Below are 17,929 nucleotides of genomic sequence, written 5' to 3'. Positions count from 1 at the left end.
GAGCCGGTGCTGCGACGGACAACACGCGACGGCGCGTCCCGGGTGGGGCCGGTCAGAGCGGAAGCGTCAGGATCCTGGGCCCGTCCTCGGTGACCGCCACGGTGTGCTCGACGTGCGCGGCGCGGCTGCCGTCGGCGCTGCGCAGCGTCCACCCGTCGGCGTCGACGGTGTAGTCGTCCGAGCCGCCGGCGAGGAACCACGGCTCGATCGCGATCACCAGGCCCGCGCGCAGCGGCACCCCGCGGCCGGCCCGGCCCTCGTTGGGCACGGACGGCGCCTCGTGCATCGTCCGCCCGACGCCGTGGCCGCCCTGGTCGGTGTTGATGCCGCAGCCCCCGGCCCGGCCGACCGCGCCGATCGCGGCGGAGACGTCGCCGACCCGGTTGCCGACGACGGCGGCCGCGATGCCCGCCGCCAGGGCCCGCTCGGCGGTGGCCACCAGCTCGAGGTCCTCCGGGCGCGGCGTGCCGACCGGGAAGGTGATGGCGGCGTCGCCGACCCAGCCGTCGAGCACCGCACCGGCGTCGACGCTGAGCAGGTCGCCGTCCTGCAGCTCCTCGGGCGTCGGGATGCCGTGCAGCGCGACGTCGTTGACCGACAGGCACACCACCCCGGGGAACGGCGGGGTGGTCGGCAGCGGCGCGTAGCCGAGGAACGGCGAGCCGGCGCCGGCGGCGGCCAGGACGTCGCGCGCGACGCCGTCCAGCTGGCTCAGCCGGACGCCGGGGGCCGCGGCCGCCCGCACCGCCGCCAGCATGTCGGCGACCACCGCGCCGGCCGCGCGCATCGCGTCCAGCTCCCCAGGGGTGCGCAGCTCGATCATCTCTCCGCCTTCCGGTATGACTATCCCGGTATTAGTATCACGCCATGGTCCGACCACCGCTGACGGCAGCCGCGCGCGACCGCGGTCGCCGCCTGGGCGCCCTGCTCCGCGCCGCCCGCGGCGACCGGAGCCCCGCCGACGTCGCCGCCGCCTCGGGCGTCAGCCAGGAGGCGCTGCGCAAGATCGAGACCGGGCGGGTGCCCACGCCGGCGTTCTTCACGGTGGCCGCGCTCGCCGGCGCGCTCGACGTGTCGCTCGACCACCTGCTCGCCGAGCTGGCGCCGCCTCAAGGGGAGGCGGCGCTCACCGCCTGAGCCCGGTGCGCGGTCAGGCGCCGTGTTCCCCGGTCCCGGTCAGCCGTGCCGCCAGCCACGCCCGCGCCCGACCGACCCCCGCGATGCCGCGCTCCCGCGCCGCGGCGACCTGCCGGGCCAGCGCGCCGGAGGCGCACAGCTCCAGCGCGGCGTCCAGGGCCGCGGCGGTGAGGGTCTCCGCCGACAGCACGAGGGGCCAGCCCAGCGCCGCGGCCTGCGCGGTCACCTTGGCGCCGCCCTCGATCGGATCGCAGGCGATGACCGGCCGGTCGTGCTTGATGCCGAGCACCAGGGCGTGCAGCCGCATGCTCACCACGACGTCGGCCCGCCGGATCAGCGCCTCCACCTGGACCGGCGCCCGCCGGTACGGCTTCTCGTAGAGGTCCATGTCCAGCTCGAACCAGGGCAGGTTGCGGGTGGCCAGCCACTCCTCGATGACGCCCCGCACGCCCTCGGCGCGGCTGCGGTCGCCGTACTCCCCCTGCGCCGGGGTGAAGGCGACGGCGACGACCGGCGCCGACACCGGAGGGCTCGCGACGGCGAGGTCCGGGCGGGACAGCCCCGGCGCGTCGCGCTCCCAGACCCCGTGGAACAGCTCGCGGCCGGCCTCCTCGACCACCGAGACGTTGACCGCCCAGCGCGTGGCGCCGGCGAAGGTCGCGCACAGCTCTTCGAGCAGCGGCGCGCGCCGGATCGGGCCGCTGACGAACACCAGGTGCGTGTAGTCGGCCGGATCGACGTCGCGCCAGTGCACGCCGCGTTCCAGGTAGGGGGCCTCGGCGACGTCGTGGTCGATGCCGAGGCCGGTCAGCCAGGCGGCCACCGCATCGGCGCCGAGCTCGTCGCCGACCGTGGCGATCACCTCGTCGAAGCTGAACCACCCGGCTACGAGAACACGCACACGGCCCAGCCTGACAGGCGGAGATGACGATCCGGGGACGGGGGGACGACGCCGGGAAGGCGCACGCCGCCGCCGCGGTTGTGCCGGCCATGAGCACCGTCGACAGCTCGCCCGACCGCGCCGCCCGCGAGGCGGAGCGGGAGCGGCTGCGTGCCGCGCACCTGCGCCCGCCGGCCGAGCGGCCGGCCTCCACCGCCCGCGGTCTGCACCACACCGCGCTCATCAGCTCCGACGTGGAACGGACCATCCGCTTCTACCAGGACGTCCTCGGCTTCCCGCTCACCGAGCTGATCGAGAACCGCGACTACCCCGGGTCGTCGCACTTCTTCTTCGACATCGGCAACGGCAACCTGCTGGCCTTCTTCGACTTCCCCGGCCTGGACGTGGGGCCCTACGCCGAGGTGCTCGGGGGCCTGCACCACATGGCCATCAGCGTCGAGCCCGGGCGCTGGCAGGAGCTGGTCGACCGGCTCGCCGCGGCCGGGGTCGAGCACGAGGTGCACAGCGGCGTCTCGGTGTACTTCCGCGACCCCGACGGCGCGCGCATCGAGCTGATCGCCGACCCGCTGGGCGAGATGTACGGCCAGGCCGTCCTGTGACCCGGTGAGCCAGCCACCCCGGCCCGGGCCCCGCACCCGGGTCACCCTGCCGACGCTCTCCCCCTCCTCCCGGCTGTACCTGGGCACCGAGGCCGGTGGGTCCGCGCTGCTGCTCATCGGCACGCTGTGCGCCCTGGCCTGGGCCAACTCCCCCTGGTCGGGCGGCTACGACGGTTTCTGGTCCACGCCGGTGTCCCTGGGCGCCGGCGACCTCGTGCTGTCCATGGACCTGCGGCACTGGGTGAACGACGGCGCCATGACGCTGTTCTTCCTCGTCGTCGGCCTGGAGATCACCCGCGAGGTTGCCACCGGCGAGCTGCGCGACCGGCGCGCGGTCGCCGCGCCGGCGCTCGGCGCCCTCGGCGGGCTCGCCGTGCCGGCACTGGTCTACCTGGCGTTCAACCCGTCGGGGCCGGCGTCGGCGGGCTGGGGCGTGGTGATGTCCACCGACACCGCGTTCGTCCTCGGCGTCCTCGCACTGTTCGGCCCGCGCTGCCCCGACCGGCTGCGGCTGTTCCTGCTGACGCTGGCGATCGTCGACGACATCGGCGCGATCACCGTGATGGCGCTGTTCTACAGCTCCGACCTCGTGCTGCCCGCGCTGGCCGTCTCCGCCGTGCTGGTCGTCGCCCTGGTGGCGCTGCGCTGGGCCGGGGTCTGGCGGCTGACGCCGTACCTGCTCGTCGGTGGCGCGCTGTGGCTGGCGGTGCACGCCTCCGGCGTGCACGCCACGCTGGCCGGCGTCCTGCTCGGCCTGCTGGTGCCCTCCCGGCCACCTGCGCCCGACGTCGTGGCGCGCACCGGCGCCTACGGCCGCGCGCTGCGCGAGCAACCCGACGCCGAGCGGGCCCGGCTGGCCGCGCTCGCGGCGGCCTCGACCGTGCCGGCGAACGCGCGGCTGCAGCACGCGCTGCACCGGTGGACGGCCTACCTCGTGGTGCCGGTGTTCGGCCTGGCCAACGCCGGCGTGCCGCTCGACGGGGAGACGCTGACCGCCGCGGCCTCCTCCCCGGTCACGATCGGCGTCGCCCTGGCGCTGCTGGTCGGCAACGCCATCGGCATCACCCTCGGCGCGACGGCCGCGCTGCGCACCGGGTGGGGCATCCTGCCCGGCGGGGTGCGCTGGTCACACCTGGTGGCCGGCGCGACGCTGGCCGGCATCGGCTTCACCATCTCGCTGTTCATCGCCGACCTGGCGTTCCGGGACGACGCAGCGCTGCGCGAGCAGGCCATGATCGGCATCCTCGGGGGCTCGCTGACCGCCGCCGTCGTCGGCGTGGTCCTGCTGCGGGTCCTCGGTGACCGGTTCCCGCTGTGCACGCCGGAGGCGGAGGGGCCAGCGACGCTGCCGCCGCGGCCCTGGCTCGAGCCCAGCGTCCCCGCCTGACCCGCCGGCGGCCGCGGCCACCGCGACCGCCCGGCGCAGCGCCTCCAGCTCCGGTCGGCCCTCGAAGCGCCGCCCGCCGACGAACAGCGTCGGGGTGCCCTCGACGCCCTCCTCGAGGCCCGCAGCGAAGTCGGCCTCGACCGCGTCGCCGAAGGGCTGGGCCGCGGCGCCGACCACCCGGTCGGCGTCCAGGCCCAGCTCCTCGGCGTAGGAGCGCAGCGCCGCGTCGGTCAGCCGCTCCTGCCGCGCGAACAGCAGCTCGTGCATCTCCCAGAACGCGCCCTGGGCGGCGGCGGCCTCCGCGGCCAGCGCCGCGGTCAGCGCGTAGGGGTGCCGGTCGGCCAGCGGGAAGTTGCGGAACACCAGCCGCACCTGGCCGCCGGATCCCGCCACGAGCTCGCGCAGCACCGGTGCCGCCGCCGCGCAGTACGGGCACTCGTAGTCGCCGTACTCGACGACGGTGACCGGTGCGGCGGGGTCACCCAGGACGTGGCGGTCGAGATCGGGCACGGGCCGATGCTGCCGCAGGGGGTCCGGTGCCGTCACGCGTCGTGCGGGACGACCAGGTCGGCGTACTCCGGATGCCGCTCGATCCAGCCGCGCACGAACGAGCAGCGCGGCTCGACCCGCTCGCCACGGGAGCGGACGTCGTCGAGCGCGCCGCGGACGAGCGTGCTGCCGAGCCCGGAGCCCTCGGCGTCCGGATCGATCTCGGTGTGGGTGAAGACGACGCGGTCGCCGGTCCGCCGGTAGGCGGCCAGGCCGAGCACGCGCTCGCCGTCGCGGATCTCGTAGCGGTCGGCTTCGGGGGCGTCCTGGACGGTGGGCTCCATGCCCGCGCCAACGGTGCCGGCGCCCGGGCTGTTCCGCCCGCGGCGGGCCCGGACGTGACGAGGGCCCGGTCACCGTGGTGACCGGGCCCTCGTGCCAGTAGCGGGGACAGGATTCGAACCTGCGACCTCTGGGTTATGAGCCCAGCGAGCTACCGAGCTGCTCCACCCCGCGTCGGTAGGACCCACTCTACACACCCGCCGGAGGCCCTCGCGGGCCCCCTCGCGCGCCTTCCCCGGCGTGACTGTTCGCGCGCTTAGAGTCACCGGCGTGCAGGGGACGGAGGCGATGAGCAGCTTCGCCGGCGAGCCCCAGCCGGTGGAGGTCCACCACGCCGGCACCTGGTACCCGGGGGTCCTCCTGGGCTGGCGGCACGAGGCCGACGGCACCTGCCGGATGCGGGTGCGCTGCGTCGTCGGCGGCCTGCGGCACAGCTTCTGGTCCGACCTGTCCGCACTGCGGCTGCCCGGCACGCCGGTCGCCGCTCCGGCGCCCCGGGCACCGGGGGCCGACGCCGAGCCGGCGACCGCTCCCCCGGTGCCCGCCGTCCCCGTCCCCGCCGCCGCGCGCGAGGCCGACGAGCCGGCGCCGTACCGCACGCCGCCGGTGCCCCGGCCACGGCCGTGGCCGTGGCCGGACCGGTTGCTCGGTACCGGACTCAGCCCCGCCTGAGCGTCGCCGCGGAGCCGGCGGCGGCGCCGCGCGCGAGATGCTCGGCGAACGTGATCCGGCCGTACGCCGGGCCCGGCACCAGGGCCGCGCCACTGCGGAACGCGCGGAAGAAGCTGCCCGGCAGCACCAGCGGCACGACCGGCCGGCGGGAGCCCCGGCTCGCCGCCCAGGCCCGGCCCAGCTCCGGTCCGGCGAGCTGCTCCGGTCCCCCGATGTCGGGAACCCGGCCGGCCGGCGCCGCTCCGGCGAGCTCGACCAGCCGGTCGGCGACGTCCTCGACGGCGATCGGCTGCACCGGGACCGCCGGGGCGAGCAGCACCGGCGAGAAGCGCTGCGCGGCGAAGGCTCCCGCGAGGAACGAGTGGAACTGCGTGGCCCGGAGGACCGTCGACGGCACCGGCGACTCCGCGACGAGGCGCTCGACGGCCAGCTTGTCGCGGTAGTAGCCGTAGGGGATGTCGTCGATCCCGACGATGGAGACCAGCACCAGGTGCCGGACGCCGGCGTCCGCGGCGGCCGCCAGCAGGGTGCGCGTCGCGGTGACGTCGTTCCCCCTCCGGCGGGGGTCGGTGGCCAGGTGCACGACGGTGTCGGCGCCGGCGACGGCCGCGGCGAGGCCGTCCCCGGTGAGCAGGTCCCCGGTCGTGAGCCCGGGGGCCCGGCGCCGGCTGAGGGCGCGGACGTCGTGGCCGGCCGCGCGCAGGCGGGCGACGGTGGGGGTGCCGAGGGCGCCGGTGGCGCCGGTGACCAGCGTGGTCGTCATGGGAAGCTCCTCTCCTCACCCCTCCAGACCGTGCAGCCCTCCGATTCGTGACAGCTGCCGGCCGACGACGCCCAGCTTCGCCGGGGCGAGCACCATGTCCAGCCCGGTGATGTGCTCGCCGTCCGTGGCGGGCACCAGCACGGCCCGCAGCTCGCCCCCGGCGGTGAAGGCGACCGCCGGCCCGCCGTTGACCTCCACCGGGTGCGGCACCAGGCCGGCGGAGAACCGGGCCACGAGGCCGGCCACGTAGCGCGCCACGGCCGACCGTCCCTGGACCGGGCGCCGCGCCGCCGACACGACCCCGCCCCCGTCGGAACGGGAGACGACGTCGGCGGCCAGCAGCTCCTCCAGGGCGGGCACGTCGCCCTCCCGCGCGGCGAGGAGGAAGCGGGTGAGCATCTCCCGGACCCGCCCCGGGTCGACCTCGCGGGCCGGCGCCGCGGCGACGTGCCGCCGGGCGCGGGCGTGCAGCTGCCGGACGTTGGCCTCCGTGGTGCCGAGCAGCCCGGCCACCTCGCGGGCGCTGTAGGCGAAGGCCTCGCGCAGCACGTACGCCGCCCGCTCGGCCGGGGAGAGCCGCTCCAGCAGCAGGAGCACGGCGAAGGACACGCTCTCCCGCTGGACGGCGTCCTCCAGTGGGCCCAGCTCGTGCTCGCCGCCCACCCCGGTGACGACCGGTTCGGGCAGCCACGGACCCACGTACACCTCGCGGCGGGCGCGGGCCGAGGTCAGCGCGGTCAGGCAGAGGTTGGTGACCACCGTGGCGAGGAACGCGCCGGGGTCGGCCACCCGCTCGGCGTCCACGGCCTGCCAGCGCAGCCAGGCGTCCTGCAGGACGTCCTCGGCGTCGGTGGCCGACCCGAGCATCCGGTAGGCGATGCCGAACAGCCGCGGGCGGAGTTCCTCGAAGACGTCGGTCGCGGCGGTGCTGCTCACCGCGGCATCCTGCCAGGGCCGGCGCCGGGGCCGCCCGCAGCCGGGCGGCCGCAGCTCATGCCGGGCCGACGGCCGCGTCCAGGGCGGCCTCGACGTGCAACCGGGTGGTCGGGAACACCGGCACGGGGCTGTCGGAGGGACCCACGAGCAGCTCGATCTCGGTGCAGCCGAGCACGACGCCCTGCGCGCCGGCGTCGACGAGCCGGGTGATCACCTGCCGGTAGCGCTCGCGGGACTCCTCGCGGACGACGCCGCGGCACAGCTCCTCGTAGATGACCCGGTGCACCTCGGCGCGGTCGGCCGCCCCGGGGACGAGCACGTCCAGCCCGTGGGCGGCCAGCCGGTCGCGGTAGAAGTCCTGCTCCATGGTGAAGGCGGTGGCCAGCAGGCCGACCCGGGTCAGCCCGGCGGCGCGCACCGCGGCCGCGGTGGTGTCGGCCAGGTGCAGCAGCGGGACCGAGACCGCGGCCTCGATGCGGTCGGCGACCCGGTGCATCGTGTTCGTGCAGAGCAGCAGCAGCTCGGCGCCCGCGGCCTCCAGCCGGCCGGCCTCGGCGGCCAGCACCTGGCCGGCGCGGTCCCAGTCGCCGGCGACCTGGAGCGCCTCGATCTCGGCGAAGTCGAGCGAGGCCAGCACGACGCGGGCCGAGTGCAGGCCGCCGAGCCGGTTCCGCACGCCCTCGTTCACCAGCCGGTAGTACTCGGCGGTGGACTCCCAGCTCATCCCGCCGAGCATCCCGATCAGCCGCGGGCGGCGGCCGTGCTGCGGCGCGGGCTCGTGCGTCGGCGTGCTGGGGACCACGGGGCGCCTCCTCGACCGGACGCGACGAGGGGCCGGCGCCCATCGGCGCCGGCCCCTCGTCGTTCGGAGTAGCGGGGGCAGGATTCGAACCTGCGACCTCTGGGTTATGAGCCCAGCGAGCTACCGAGCTGCTCCACCCCGCGTCGGTAGGACCACCATACACCCCGGTGCGGGGTGCCCCGACCGGGGGCGGGGACGCACCGGTCCCCGCCCCCGACGCGGGTCAGTCCGCCGGTGAACCGGCGGCCGCCTGCGCGGCCTGGTAGGCCTCGACGGCCGTCTGCAGGTCCGCCAGCGCCTGGCCCTGCGCGGCGAAGTCACCGCTGCGCTGGGCCGCGGCCAGGGCGTCGAGCGCGGCGTCGAGGTCGGCCACGGCCTGGTCCAGCTCCGGCGTCGACCCCGTGCCCCCGCCCCCGCCGTCGGTCGGTGGTGCCGGGGTCGGCTCCGGGGTGGTGGTCGGCGTGGGGCTGGCCGACGGCACGCCGGTGTCCGGTTCGGTCCCGGGGTCGTCGCCGTCGGTCGCCGCGGAGCCGGCCCCCGCGCCGAACACCTGGTCCAGCGCCTCGGAGAGCGTGTCGGCGTAGCCGACCCGGTCGCCGTAGTTGACCAGCACCTTCTGCAGCAGCGGGAAGGAGTTCTCGCCGGTGCCCTCGACGTACAGCGGCTCGACGTAGAGCAGGCCGTCCTCACCGATCGGCAGCGTCAGCAGGTTGCCGAACACCGCGCGCGAGCTCTCGCTGTTGAACAGCGTGAGGTCCGGTCTCACCTGGTTGTTGGTGATGAACGACTGCTGCACCTGGCGTGGGCCGCGGAACGGCGTGTTGCCCGGCAGCCTCAGGACCTGGATCTCGCCGTAGGTCTCGGGGTTGCTCGACGCCGACATGAACGCCGACAGGTTGTCCCGCCGGAAGGCGTTCAGCGCGCTGGTGAGCTGGAAGGACGCCTCGTCGTCACCCGGCCGCTGGGCCAGGATGTAGTACGGCGGCTGCGCCTCCTCGGTCTCCTGCGTCGGGTCGGCCGAGACCTGCCAGCGGTCGTTCTGGTTGTAGAAGTCGGTCGGGTCGCTGACGTGGTAGCGGGTCAGGATGTCCCGCTGCAGCTTGAACAGGTCCTCCGGGTACCGGACGTGGCTGACCAGCTCGTCGCTCATCGAGTCCCGGGGCTGCACCACGCCGGGGAAGGCCTTCATGTAGGTCTCGAGGACCGGGTCCTGCTCGTCCCAGGCGTAGAGCGTGACCGTGCCGTCGTAGGCGTCGACGGTCGCCTTGACCGAGTTGCGGATGTAGTTGAACTGCTCGTCGGGCAGCGCCGTCGTCCCGGTGCCGGTGAGGGCGTCGGAGGCGGCCTCGCCCAGCTCCATCGACTCGGAGTAGGGGTAGTGGTCCGAGGTGGTGTAGCCGTCGAGGATCCACACGATCCGCCCGTCGATGACGGCCGGGTACGGGTCGCCGTCGACCGCGAGGAACGGCGCGGCCTTCTCCACCCGGTCCCGCGGGTCGCGCACGTACAGCACCCGCGAGGCGTCGTTGACCGCGCCGGAGAGCAGGAAGTTCCGCTCCCGGTAGTAGATGGCGAAGGTCAGCTGCCGGAAGAAGCTGCCGATCGTGACGCCGCCCTCGCCGTCGTAGGTGTTGTTGATCTGCCCCTCGTCGGAGCCGTCCTCGGGTTGGTCGAACTCGCGCGGCGTCGAGCCCTCGGGCGCACCGACGACGGAGTAGACGTCCTGGCCGCCGTCCTGCAGGAGCTCGCCGTAGTAGATGCGGGTCTGCTCGACCGGGATGTCACCGGTGGTGGGCAGGTCGCGGGTGGTGAAGTTCGGCTCGCCACCCTCCTGGCCGGCCACGACCTCGTTGGCCGGCGCGGCGACGAAGCCGTTGCCGTGGGTGTACACGGTGTGCCGGTTGATCCAGGTGTCCTGGTTCTCCGACAGGCTCGCGCTGTCCAGCTCGCGGACGGCGACGACGTAGTCGCGGGTGACGCCGTCGATCGTGTACCGGTCGATGTCGAGCTTCTCGGGGAAGCCGTAGACGTTGCGGATCTGCTGGCGCGCGGTGAACGTGTCGGACAGGACGTTCGGGTCCAGCAGCCGGGCGTTGGGGATGGTCTCGGTGTCGTTGCGCAGCTCGGCCAGCACGGCGTCGGTGTCCACCTCGTCGCCGGTGCTCTGCTGGGCGTAGTCGACGTACTCGACGTCGGAGAGGTCGTAGGCCTCCCGGGTCGACTCGATGGCCCGGGAGATGTAGTCGGCCTCGCGCTGGTCGGCGCTGGGCTTGACCACGAACTGCTGGACGATGGCCGGGTAGGCCACGCCGATCACCAGGCTGGAGACCAGCAGGAGCACCAGCGCCGCGGCCGGCAGCCGGAAGTTGCGGACGGCGATGTTGGCGAAGAAGGCGATCGCGCAGATGACCGCGGCGAAGACCAGGATCGTCTTGGCCGGCAGCAGCGCGTTGACGTCGGTGTAGCTGGCGCCGTTGAACAGCCCGCCGCGGTCGGAGTAGACCAGCCCGTAGCGGTCCAGCCAGTAGGCGACCGCCTTGAGCGCCACGAACAGGCCCAGCAGCACCGACAGCTGCACCATCGCCGCCGAGGTCAGCTTCTGGCCCGGCGTCTGCAGCCGCAGGCCGCCGAACAGGTAGTGCGTGAGCAGCGAGCCGACCAGGGCCAGCAGCACGATCGCGAAGCCGAAGCCCAGCAGCAGCCGGTAGAAGGGGTAGTCGAAGACGAAGAACGAGACGTCCAGGCCGAACTGCGGGTCGGTGGTGCCGAACGGCGTGCTGTTCCTGAACGTCAGCCAGGTCTCCCAGCTGCCCTGCGCGGTGAAGCCGGCGAACAGGCCGAGCACGACGGCGACCAGGGAGAGCACCAGGGTGCGGCGCGGCTCCAGCGACTGCCGGTAGCGCTCCAGGTTCTGCTGCTCCAGCGACATCGGCCGGAACGTGGGCCGGAACCGGTAGGCCAGGTGGATCGCCAGCGCGACCAGGCCACCGGTGGCCACCCCGGCCACGGCGAAGAGCAGGGCGCGGGTCTGCAGCTCGGTCCAGAAGACCTCGGTGTACCCGGTCTCGTCGAACCACAGGTAGTCGACGTAGACGTTGGTCAGCGTCCCGATGGCCGTGAACAGCACCAGCAGGACGGCGATGGCCCCGATGACCACCTTGGCGCGCCGCGACAGGGTGGGTACGGACACGGGGGGCCGCATGGCCACGAGCGGTCTCCTTCAGTTCAGGTGTGGCGCTGGGCCACGCGCGCCTGGCCACGGTCGGCCAGGCGTCGGCAGGGTCCGGCCTCCGGGACCGCCCCGGCGCCGTTCCCGGTCAACCCAGGACAACGCTCGGGGCCGCACCGGGTTCCCGCCGGGGACCTCCCGGCGACAGCTTCCCCCACTTCCGCCAGACGGTGGTGGCGGGGACGGTCAGCAGCCCTCCGGCGTGCGCCCCGCGCGGTGGTCGGCGAGCGCGTCGAGCGCGTCGTCCAGCGTGCCGACCCGGGCGAGGACGAGGTCCGGCTGCGGGGCGGCCAGCGCCTCCTCGCAGTTCTCGGCGGGGACGAGGAACAGCTCGGCGCCGATCTCGTGGGCGCGCACCATCTTCAGCTGGATGCCGCCGATCGGGCCGACGGTGCCGTCGGCGGTGATCGTGCCGGTGCCGGCGATGACGGCGCCCTCGGTGAGGTCGGTGTCGCCCACCAGGTCGATGATCCCGAGGGTCAGCATCAGCCCGGCCGACGGTCCGCCGACGTCGGCGACGTTGATCTCCACGTCGAACGGCGCCGAGGGCAGCTCGCCGACGAGGACGCCGAGCAGCGAGCCGGCGCGGTCGGTCGCCGCCAGGGTGGTGATCGTGGCGGTGCCCGGCTCCCCCGCCCGCGTGTAGGCGACGGTGACGTCGGTGCCGCCGGGGATCGCGGTCAGCACCTCGGCGAGCGCGTCGCTGTCGGGGGTCGGCCGCCCGTCCACCGACTCGATGGCGTCGCCCTCCTCGAGCAGGCCCTCCGACGGGGAGTCCTCCCCGCTCAGCCCGCGGACCACGACCTTCTCCGGGTAGCCCAGCTCGGCCAGCGCCGCGGCCTCGGCCGCCTGCTCCGAGGTGAGGAACGCCTCCCGGTTCTGCTGCCGCGTCTCCTCCGGCGTCTGCTCCGGCGGGTAGACCAGCTCCTCCGGCACGATGCTGACCTCGCTGTCGAACCAGCCCCGCACCGCCTCGACCAGGCTCAGCCCGGCTGCGCTCACGCCGACCGTCGTCAGGTTGAGGTTGCCCTCGACGTCGTTGGGCTCGCGGCCCTCGATCCGGATGACCGGCTCGCCGTCGACCTCGCCGATCGTGTTGATCGTGGGTCCGGGCACCTGCGCGACGTAGGGCACCGGCAGGGCCGCGCCCAGGACGCCGAAGACCACCAGCAGCACCACGCCGGTCATGAGGACGGCGATCCGACGGGTCACGACCGGCCAGCTTAGGAGGACGCGGCGGCGGTTCCGCCGCGCAGGCCCGCGCCGCCCGCCCGGCCGCGCGTCCGCTCACGGCGTACGAGCAGGTCGGGCCGCAGGCGGGGGGTGCGCGTCTACCGTGGAGCCATGAGTGACGTGCCGTTCGGCTTCGGCCTGCCCGACGACCGCGACCCCGAGCGGCGGGACCCGCAGGGCTCCGGCGCAAGAGGCGGTGGCAACGACCCGTTCGGCTTCGGCGCCCTCTTCGGCGGCCTGGGCGGGGGGCCCGGCGGTGGCGCCGGCACGCCCGAGGAGCTGCTGGCCAAGATGCCGCTGTTCGCCGAGCTGCAGAAGCTCATGAACTGGTCCGGCGGGCCGGTGAACTGGGACCTCGCCCGGCAGGGCGCCATCAGCACGCTGGCCGCCGGCAGCCAGCCGACCTCGGACGCCGAGCGGACCGCCGTGGCCGAGGCGCTGCGGCTGGCCGACCTCTGGCTGGACCAGGTCACCGACCTGCCCTCGGGCATCGACCGCACGCTGGCGTGGTCCCGCGTCGAGTGGGTCGAGCAGACCCTGCCGGCGTGGACGGCCCTGATCGACCCGCTCGCCGAGCGCGTCGTCGGCGCCATGACCAGCGCGCTCCCCCAGGAGGCCGCGGCCATGATGGGCCCGCTGGCCGGGATCATGGGCCGGATGGGCGGCGTCATGTTCGGCGGCCAGGTGGGCCAGGCCCTCGGCCGGCTGTCCGGCGAGGTGCTGACCGGCACCGAGGTCGGCATCCCGCTGGCCCCCGCCGGCGCCGGCGTGCTGGTGCTGCAGAACGTCGCCGAGTTCGCCCAGGGGCTGGACCGCCCGGCCGAGGAGGTGCGGCTGTTCCTCGCGCTGCGCGAGGCGGCCTCGCAGCGGCTGTTCGTGCACGTGCCGTGGCTGCGCCAGCAGCTCACCGACGCCGTCCACGCCTACGCCCGGGGGATCACCGTCGACCGGGAGGCCATCGAGCGCGGGCTGCAGGAGGCCATGGGCTCCATGGAGGGCGGCATCGACCCCAGCGACCCCGAGAGCATCCAGCGGCTGCTGGGCAGCGGCGTCCTCGAGCCGGAGGAGACGCCCGAGCAGCAGATGGCCCTCCGCCGGCTGGAGACCCTGCTGGCCCTCGTCGAGGGCTGGGTGGACGCCGTCGTCGCCGCGGCCGCCGGCGAGCGGCTGCCCGGGCACGGCGCGCTGGCCGAGACGATGCGCCGCCGCCGGGCGTCCGGCGGCCCGGCCGAGCAGACCTTCGCCACCCTGGTCGGGCTGCAGCTGCGGCCGCGCCGGCTGCGCGACGCGGCCACCGTCTGGGGTGCGATGGCGCAGCGGTACGGCAGCGCCGAGCGCGACCGGCTGTGGTCGCACCCGGACCTGCTGCCGACCTCCGACGACCTCGACGAGCCGCTGGACTTCGTCGCGCGCCAGGGCCAGGACGACGAGCTCAAGGGGCTGACCGACGGGGAGTGACCCCCGACCGCCGTCCCCGGGACGCCGGTTCGTGCACTCGCCGTGGTCCGCGGGCTCTCCGGACCACGGGGAGTGCACGAACCGTGGCGGGAGCTACCCGACGAGGTCGTCGCCGTCGGCGGCCCCGCCGACGTTGACCATCTCCACGCCCTCGAGGAAGCCCCGCGCCCGCTCGGCGCGGGGATAGCGGGCCACCAGCGCCCAGAAGCGCTGGTCGTGGCTCGGCTCGAGCAGGTGCGCCAGCTCGTGCACGAGCACGTAGTCGACGACGTACTCCGGCATCGAGCGCAGCCGGCTGGACAGCCGGATGCTGCCGTCGGCGGGGGTGCACGAGCCCCAGCGCCGGTTCTGGTTGTCCACCCACCGCACGCTGGTCGGCTGGGGGATGCCGTCGAGGTGGGCGGCCGACAGCGACCGCGCCCGCGCCATCAGCTGGTCGTCCCCGCCCAGGGAACGGCGGCGGCGCTCCTCCCGGACCTGCAGCTTGGCCACCATCTGGGCCACCCAGCGGCGCTCCTCGGCCTTGGTGAACGCCGCGGGGATGAGCACCACCGTGCGCCCGGACTCGCGGTAGGCGGTCACCGTGCGGCGGCGGCGCGCGCTGCGGCGCACCTCCACCTCACCGTCGCCCGCCGGCCCGGAACGGGTCGGCGCGGGCCCGGTCGCGGGCAGCGCGCGGGCGGCCCCGGGACCGGTCGATCGGCGGTCGGTCGCTGCGGGGCCGTGCGGGGTGTCGAAAGTCCTGCCGGGCACGCCTGAACGGTAGCGAGCGCCCCCCGGCTCCACCCGGCGGCGACACCCGCTCGGGTGCAGGTGCGCACGGACGGTGGACACCGGATGCGCCCGACCCGGGGACCTGCGGCCCCCTCGGCTCTCCACAGCCCTTCCTGGCCCGTTCTCGCAGGTGAGGAGCCGGTCGGGACGGCGGAGGAGCGGCTGCGGCCGCCCGCCGTCCCCCGGCCGCGCACAGCGACACGCCACGCCGTCCCCACCGGGTCCACAGCGCTGTCCACAGGCTGTGGGCACGGTGCGGACCGGTCCGGTCGCCGTGCCCCGGAGCGGGCGGGCGCGTCCGGGTAGCGTGCTCCGGCAGCGGCGCCCCGGCAGGGGCGACGGAGAGCCCTGATGGAGGAGGCACCGTGGCGGAGAGCTACAACGGCTACTGCGTGAAGTGCAAGGAGAAGCGGGACTTCGACGGCGAGGTCAAGGTCAGCGAGTCCGGTCGCCGGATGGCGCAGGGCACCTGCCCCGTCTGCGGCACCAAGATGAACCGGATCCTCGGCAAGGCCTGATCCGAGGACCCCTCTCCGGAGGGGCCGACGGCGGCGCTCCCTCGCGGAGACGCCGCCGTCCTCGTCTCCGGGACCTGTGGACGACGCCGGCGGGGACCGCCTCCCGGCTGTCACGCTGCCGCGCGTGTCCGACGCCGCCCACCCCCTGCTCCCCCCGGCCACCCCGCTGCTGCGTGCCGGGGCCGACGCGCTCCAGGTCGGCGGGGTCGACTCCGCCGACGGCCTGGTGGTCAGCCCCGATCCCGCCGGGATGACGGCGCTCCTGAAGAGCCTGGACGGCCGCCGCGCCCAGCGCACCGTCCTCGCCGACGCCGCCGCCCAGGGGCTCTCCCCCGCCGCGGTCGGCGCGCTGCTCGACGGGCTGCGGGCCACCGGGCTGCTGGTGGACGTCGAGCCGGCCGACCTGCTGGCCGGCGACGCCGGGCCCGCGGCCGCGGCCCGCAGCACCGCCGAGCTGCCCGCCACCCGCGCCGCGGGCACCGGCCGGTCCCGCTGGGCGGCGCGGCGCGGCGCCACCGTCGTGGTCGAGGGCGCGACCCGCGTGGGGGTGCCCGTCGCCGCGCTGCTGGCCGCCAGCGGCGTGGGACGGGTGAGCGTGCGCGACACCGGCCTGGTCACCGCCGCCGAGGCGGTGGTCGGCGGCCTGACCGCGGACGACGAGGGCCGCCCCCGGGTGCTGGCCGCCGCGGACGCCGTCCGGCGCGCCAGCCCGCTCACCGACGTCCGCCCCCTGCCGGCCGGCGCCGTCCCCGACCTGGTCGTGCTGGCCCGGCCCTGGGCCGCCAGCGATCCGCCGGCGGGAGAGCTCCAGCGTTCGGGGGTGCCGCACCTCGTGGCCGACGTCCGCGGCGAGACGGGGGTGGTCGGCCCACTGGTCGTGCCCGGCGCCACCAGCTGCCTGCGCTGCGCCGACCTGCACCGGCGCGACGCCGATCCGCGCTGGCCGATGCTGGCCGCCCAGCTGACCGCCGGGCGGCCGCCGGCCAGCGGCGCCACGCTCACCTGCCTGCTCACCGCGCTCACCGCCGCGCAGCAGGCGCTGGCGCTCCTCGACGGCAGCGGCGCCCCGGTCACCCTCGGCAGCACGGTGGAGCTGGCACCCCCCGACCTCGCACCGCGGATCCGCCGGTGGAGCCCGCATCCGGCCTGCGGCTGCCTGCCCCAGGAGCCCCAGGAGGCCACCGACCTCCCTTCGGGGGAGCCACGCCGACCCGCTGTCGTCACACCGGGAGCCGGGCGGGGACAATGACAAGAGGCCGGGGGCCCTTGCGGGGGTGACCGACGGCACACTGCAGCGGGGCGGCCGCCGACCGGCGCCGGCGAGGAGGGCACGTGGGCGACACGGGACGGGAGATCCCGCGGGGGTCGGTCGCACGGACGGCCCGGCTGGCATCACTCCCGCTCGGCGCCGCCGGTCGCGCCACCCTGGGCATCGGCAAGCGCCTGTCCGGCCGGCCGGCCGACGCGGTCGCCGCGGAGCTGCAGCAGCGCACCGCCGAGCAGCTGTTCGCCGTCCTCGGCCAGCTCAAGGGCGGGGCCATGAAGCTCGGCCAGACGCTGTCGGTCTTCGAGGCGGCCGTGCCCGAGGAGGTCGCCGCCCCCTACCGCGAGGCCCTGGTCAAGCTGCAGGAGGAGGCGCCGCCGATGGCGGTGCGCACCGTGCACGCGGTGCTGGCCCAGCAGCTGGGCGGCAAGTGGCGCGAGCGCTTCCGGCACTTCGACGACCAGCCCGCCGCCGCGGCCAGCATCGGGCAGGTGCACCGGGCGACCTGGCGGGACGGCCGGGACGTCGCGGTCAAGATCCAGTATCCGGGCGCGGCCACCGCGCTGATGGCCGACCTCAACCAGCTGGCCCGGTTCGCGCGGCTGTTCGCCGCCCTGTTCCCGGGCATGGACGTCAAGCCGCTGATCGCCGAGCTCAAGGCCCGCGTGATCGAGGAGCTGGACTACGGGCTGGAGGCCGACGCCCAGCGGCAGTTCGCCGCCGCCTACGTCGACGATCCGCACATCGTCGTCCCGCGGGTGGTGGCCAGCGCGCCCAAGGTGATCGTCTCCGAGTGGCTGGAGGGCACGCCGCTCTCGCGGATCATCGCCGACGGCACCCGGGAGCAGCGCGACCGCGCCGGGATCCTGATGGCCGAGCTGCACTTCTCCGCGCCGGCCCGCGCCGGCCTGCTGCACGCCGATCCGCACCCCGGCAACTTCCGGCTGGTGGGCGACCGGCTGGGCGTCATCGACTTCGGAGCCACCGCGCGGCTGCCCGACGGGCACCCGGAGCCGATCGGGCGGCTGCTGCGCTGGGCGCTGGAGGGCCGCGCGGACGACGTCCTGGTCGACCTGCGCACCGAGGGCTTCGTGCGACCGGGCATGGAGGTCGACGCCCAGGGGGTGCTGGACTACCTGCGCCCGCTGCTGGCCCCCATCGAGGACCGGCACTTCCACTTCACCCGCGCGTGGATGCAGGAGCAGGCCGCGCGGGTCGCCGATCCGCGGAACGAAGCCAGCAGGCTCGGCCGCCAGCTGAACCTGCCGCCGGCCTACCTGATGATCCACCGGGTGACGATCGGCTCGATCGGCGTCCTGTGCCAGCTCGACGCCGCCGGCGACTTCCGCGCCGTCCTCGAGGAGTGGCTGCCCGGCTTCACGGGCTGAGACCCCGGTGTCCCGACCAGGGTCGGGACACCGGGGT

Annotated in this window: 17 protein-coding genes, 2 tRNA genes and 1 pseudogene; 8 read left to right on the top strand and 12 right to left on the bottom strand. The window is 75.4% G+C overall.

Annotation, left to right across the window (positions count from 1 at the left end; translation table 11 throughout):
- Positions 1–52 precede the first annotated feature (52 nt).
- Positions 53–823, bottom strand: a complete 771-nt coding sequence (map, locus tag ACI79R_RS12140) for a type I methionyl aminopeptidase (RefSeq protein WP_456573877.1) — start codon at positions 821–823, stop codon at positions 53–55.
- Positions 824–867: 44 nt separating this feature from the next.
- Between map and ACI79R_RS12135 the strand changes: the two genes are divergently transcribed.
- Positions 868–1,137 (top strand): helix-turn-helix domain-containing protein, encoded by a 270-nt coding sequence (locus ACI79R_RS12135; RefSeq protein WP_456573876.1) that lies wholly within the window; start codon positions 868–870, stop codon positions 1,135–1,137.
- 13 nt (positions 1,138–1,150) lie between these two features.
- Here the strand turns inward: ACI79R_RS12135 and ACI79R_RS12130 are convergent, their stop codons facing one another.
- Entirely contained in the window at positions 1,151–2,038 is an 888-nt protein-coding gene (locus ACI79R_RS12130) for a polysaccharide pyruvyl transferase family protein (protein ID WP_456573875.1), read from the bottom strand.
- Positions 2,039–2,127: 89 nt separating this feature from the next.
- Between ACI79R_RS12130 and ACI79R_RS12125 the strand changes: the two genes are divergently transcribed.
- Positions 2,128–2,637 (top strand): VOC family protein, encoded by a 510-nt coding sequence (locus ACI79R_RS12125; protein WP_456573874.1) that lies wholly within the window; start codon positions 2,128–2,130, stop codon positions 2,635–2,637.
- A 4-nt stretch (positions 2,638–2,641) separates the two neighbouring features.
- Positions 2,642–4,024, top strand: a complete 1,383-nt coding sequence (nhaA, locus tag ACI79R_RS12120; protein ID WP_456573873.1) for a Na+/H+ antiporter NhaA — start codon at positions 2,642–2,644, stop codon at positions 4,022–4,024.
- Between the two features lie 36 nt (positions 4,025–4,060).
- Here the strand turns inward: nhaA and ACI79R_RS12115 are convergent.
- From ACI79R_RS12115 to ACI79R_RS12105, 3 genes and pseudogenes are all read right to left on the bottom strand, one after another.
- Positions 4,061–4,534: pseudogene (locus ACI79R_RS12115) on the bottom strand (DsbA family protein); the annotation flags it as partial.
- A gap of 32 nt (positions 4,535–4,566) precedes the next feature.
- Positions 4,567–4,857: a GNAT family N-acetyltransferase gene (locus tag ACI79R_RS12110; RefSeq protein ID WP_456573872.1), complete on the bottom strand. Its 291-nt coding sequence runs from the start codon at positions 4,855–4,857 to the stop codon at positions 4,567–4,569.
- A gap of 98 nt (positions 4,858–4,955) precedes the next feature.
- Positions 4,956–5,029 (bottom strand) — tRNA-Met (locus ACI79R_RS12105).
- 96 nt (positions 5,030–5,125) lie between these two features.
- Between ACI79R_RS12105 and ACI79R_RS12100 the strand changes: the two genes are divergently transcribed.
- Complete coding sequence (locus ACI79R_RS12100) at positions 5,126–5,527, top strand: hypothetical protein (protein WP_456573871.1); 402 nt, start codon at positions 5,126–5,128, stop codon at positions 5,525–5,527.
- Here ACI79R_RS12100 and ACI79R_RS12095 read toward each other — a convergent pair.
- The 6 genes from ACI79R_RS12095 to ACI79R_RS12070 form a co-directional block, all read right to left on the bottom strand.
- A complete protein-coding gene (locus ACI79R_RS12095) occupies positions 5,514–6,290 on the bottom strand; it encodes an SDR family oxidoreductase (RefSeq protein WP_456573870.1) in 777 nt (258 codons plus the stop codon). The two genes, ACI79R_RS12100 and ACI79R_RS12095, sit on opposite strands and share 14 nt — an antisense overlap.
- A gap of 15 nt (positions 6,291–6,305) precedes the next feature.
- Positions 6,306–7,226: an RNA polymerase sigma-70 factor gene (locus tag ACI79R_RS12090; RefSeq protein WP_456573869.1), complete on the bottom strand. Its 921-nt coding sequence runs from the start codon at positions 7,224–7,226 to the stop codon at positions 6,306–6,308.
- Between the two features lie 55 nt (positions 7,227–7,281).
- The gene (locus ACI79R_RS12085) at positions 7,282–8,028 is read right to left on the bottom strand and encodes an aspartate/glutamate racemase family protein (protein ID WP_456573868.1); all 747 of its coding nucleotides are present in this window, start codon (positions 8,026–8,028) and stop codon (positions 7,282–7,284) included.
- 69 nt (positions 8,029–8,097) lie between these two features.
- A tRNA-Met gene (locus ACI79R_RS12080) sits at positions 8,098–8,171 on the bottom strand.
- Positions 8,172–8,251: 80 nt separating this feature from the next.
- Positions 8,252–11,218: a UPF0182 family membrane protein gene (locus ACI79R_RS12075; RefSeq protein ID WP_456573867.1), complete on the bottom strand. Its 2,967-nt coding sequence runs from the start codon at positions 11,216–11,218 to the stop codon at positions 8,252–8,254.
- A 225-nt stretch (positions 11,219–11,443) separates the two neighbouring features.
- A complete protein-coding gene (locus tag ACI79R_RS12070; RefSeq protein ID WP_456573866.1) occupies positions 11,444–12,469 on the bottom strand; it encodes a YlbL family protein in 1,026 nt (341 codons plus the stop codon).
- A 132-nt stretch (positions 12,470–12,601) separates the two neighbouring features.
- On the opposite strand from ACI79R_RS12070, the gene ACI79R_RS12065 reads away from it, so the two are divergent.
- A complete protein-coding gene (locus ACI79R_RS12065; RefSeq protein ID WP_456573865.1) occupies positions 12,602–13,948 on the top strand; it encodes a zinc-dependent metalloprotease in 1,347 nt (448 codons plus the stop codon).
- A 93-nt stretch (positions 13,949–14,041) separates the two neighbouring features.
- Here the strand turns inward: ACI79R_RS12065 and ACI79R_RS12060 are convergent, their stop codons facing one another.
- A complete protein-coding gene (locus ACI79R_RS12060) occupies positions 14,042–14,701 on the bottom strand; it encodes a M48 metallopeptidase family protein (RefSeq protein WP_456573864.1) in 660 nt (219 codons plus the stop codon).
- A 386-nt stretch (positions 14,702–15,087) separates the two neighbouring features.
- Between ACI79R_RS12060 and ACI79R_RS12055 the strand changes: the two genes are divergently transcribed.
- From ACI79R_RS12055 to ACI79R_RS12045, 3 genes are all read left to right on the top strand, one after another.
- Positions 15,088–15,240, top strand: coding sequence for a DUF5679 domain-containing protein (locus tag ACI79R_RS12055; RefSeq protein ID WP_012950213.1), 153 nt, complete (start codon positions 15,088–15,090; stop codon positions 15,238–15,240).
- Between the two features lie 124 nt (positions 15,241–15,364).
- Positions 15,365–16,489 (top strand): ThiF family adenylyltransferase, encoded by a 1,125-nt coding sequence (locus ACI79R_RS12050; RefSeq protein ID WP_456573863.1) that lies wholly within the window; start codon positions 15,365–15,367, stop codon positions 16,487–16,489.
- 83 nt (positions 16,490–16,572) lie between these two features.
- Entirely contained in the window at positions 16,573–17,892 is a 1,320-nt protein-coding gene (locus ACI79R_RS12045; protein WP_456573862.1) for an ABC1 kinase family protein, read from the top strand.
- Positions 17,893–17,929: the final 37 nt, after the last annotated feature.

It is taken from the genome of Blastococcus sp. SYSU D00820 (assembly GCF_054050695.1).
This window is presented reverse-complemented; position numbering and strand designations above follow the sequence as displayed.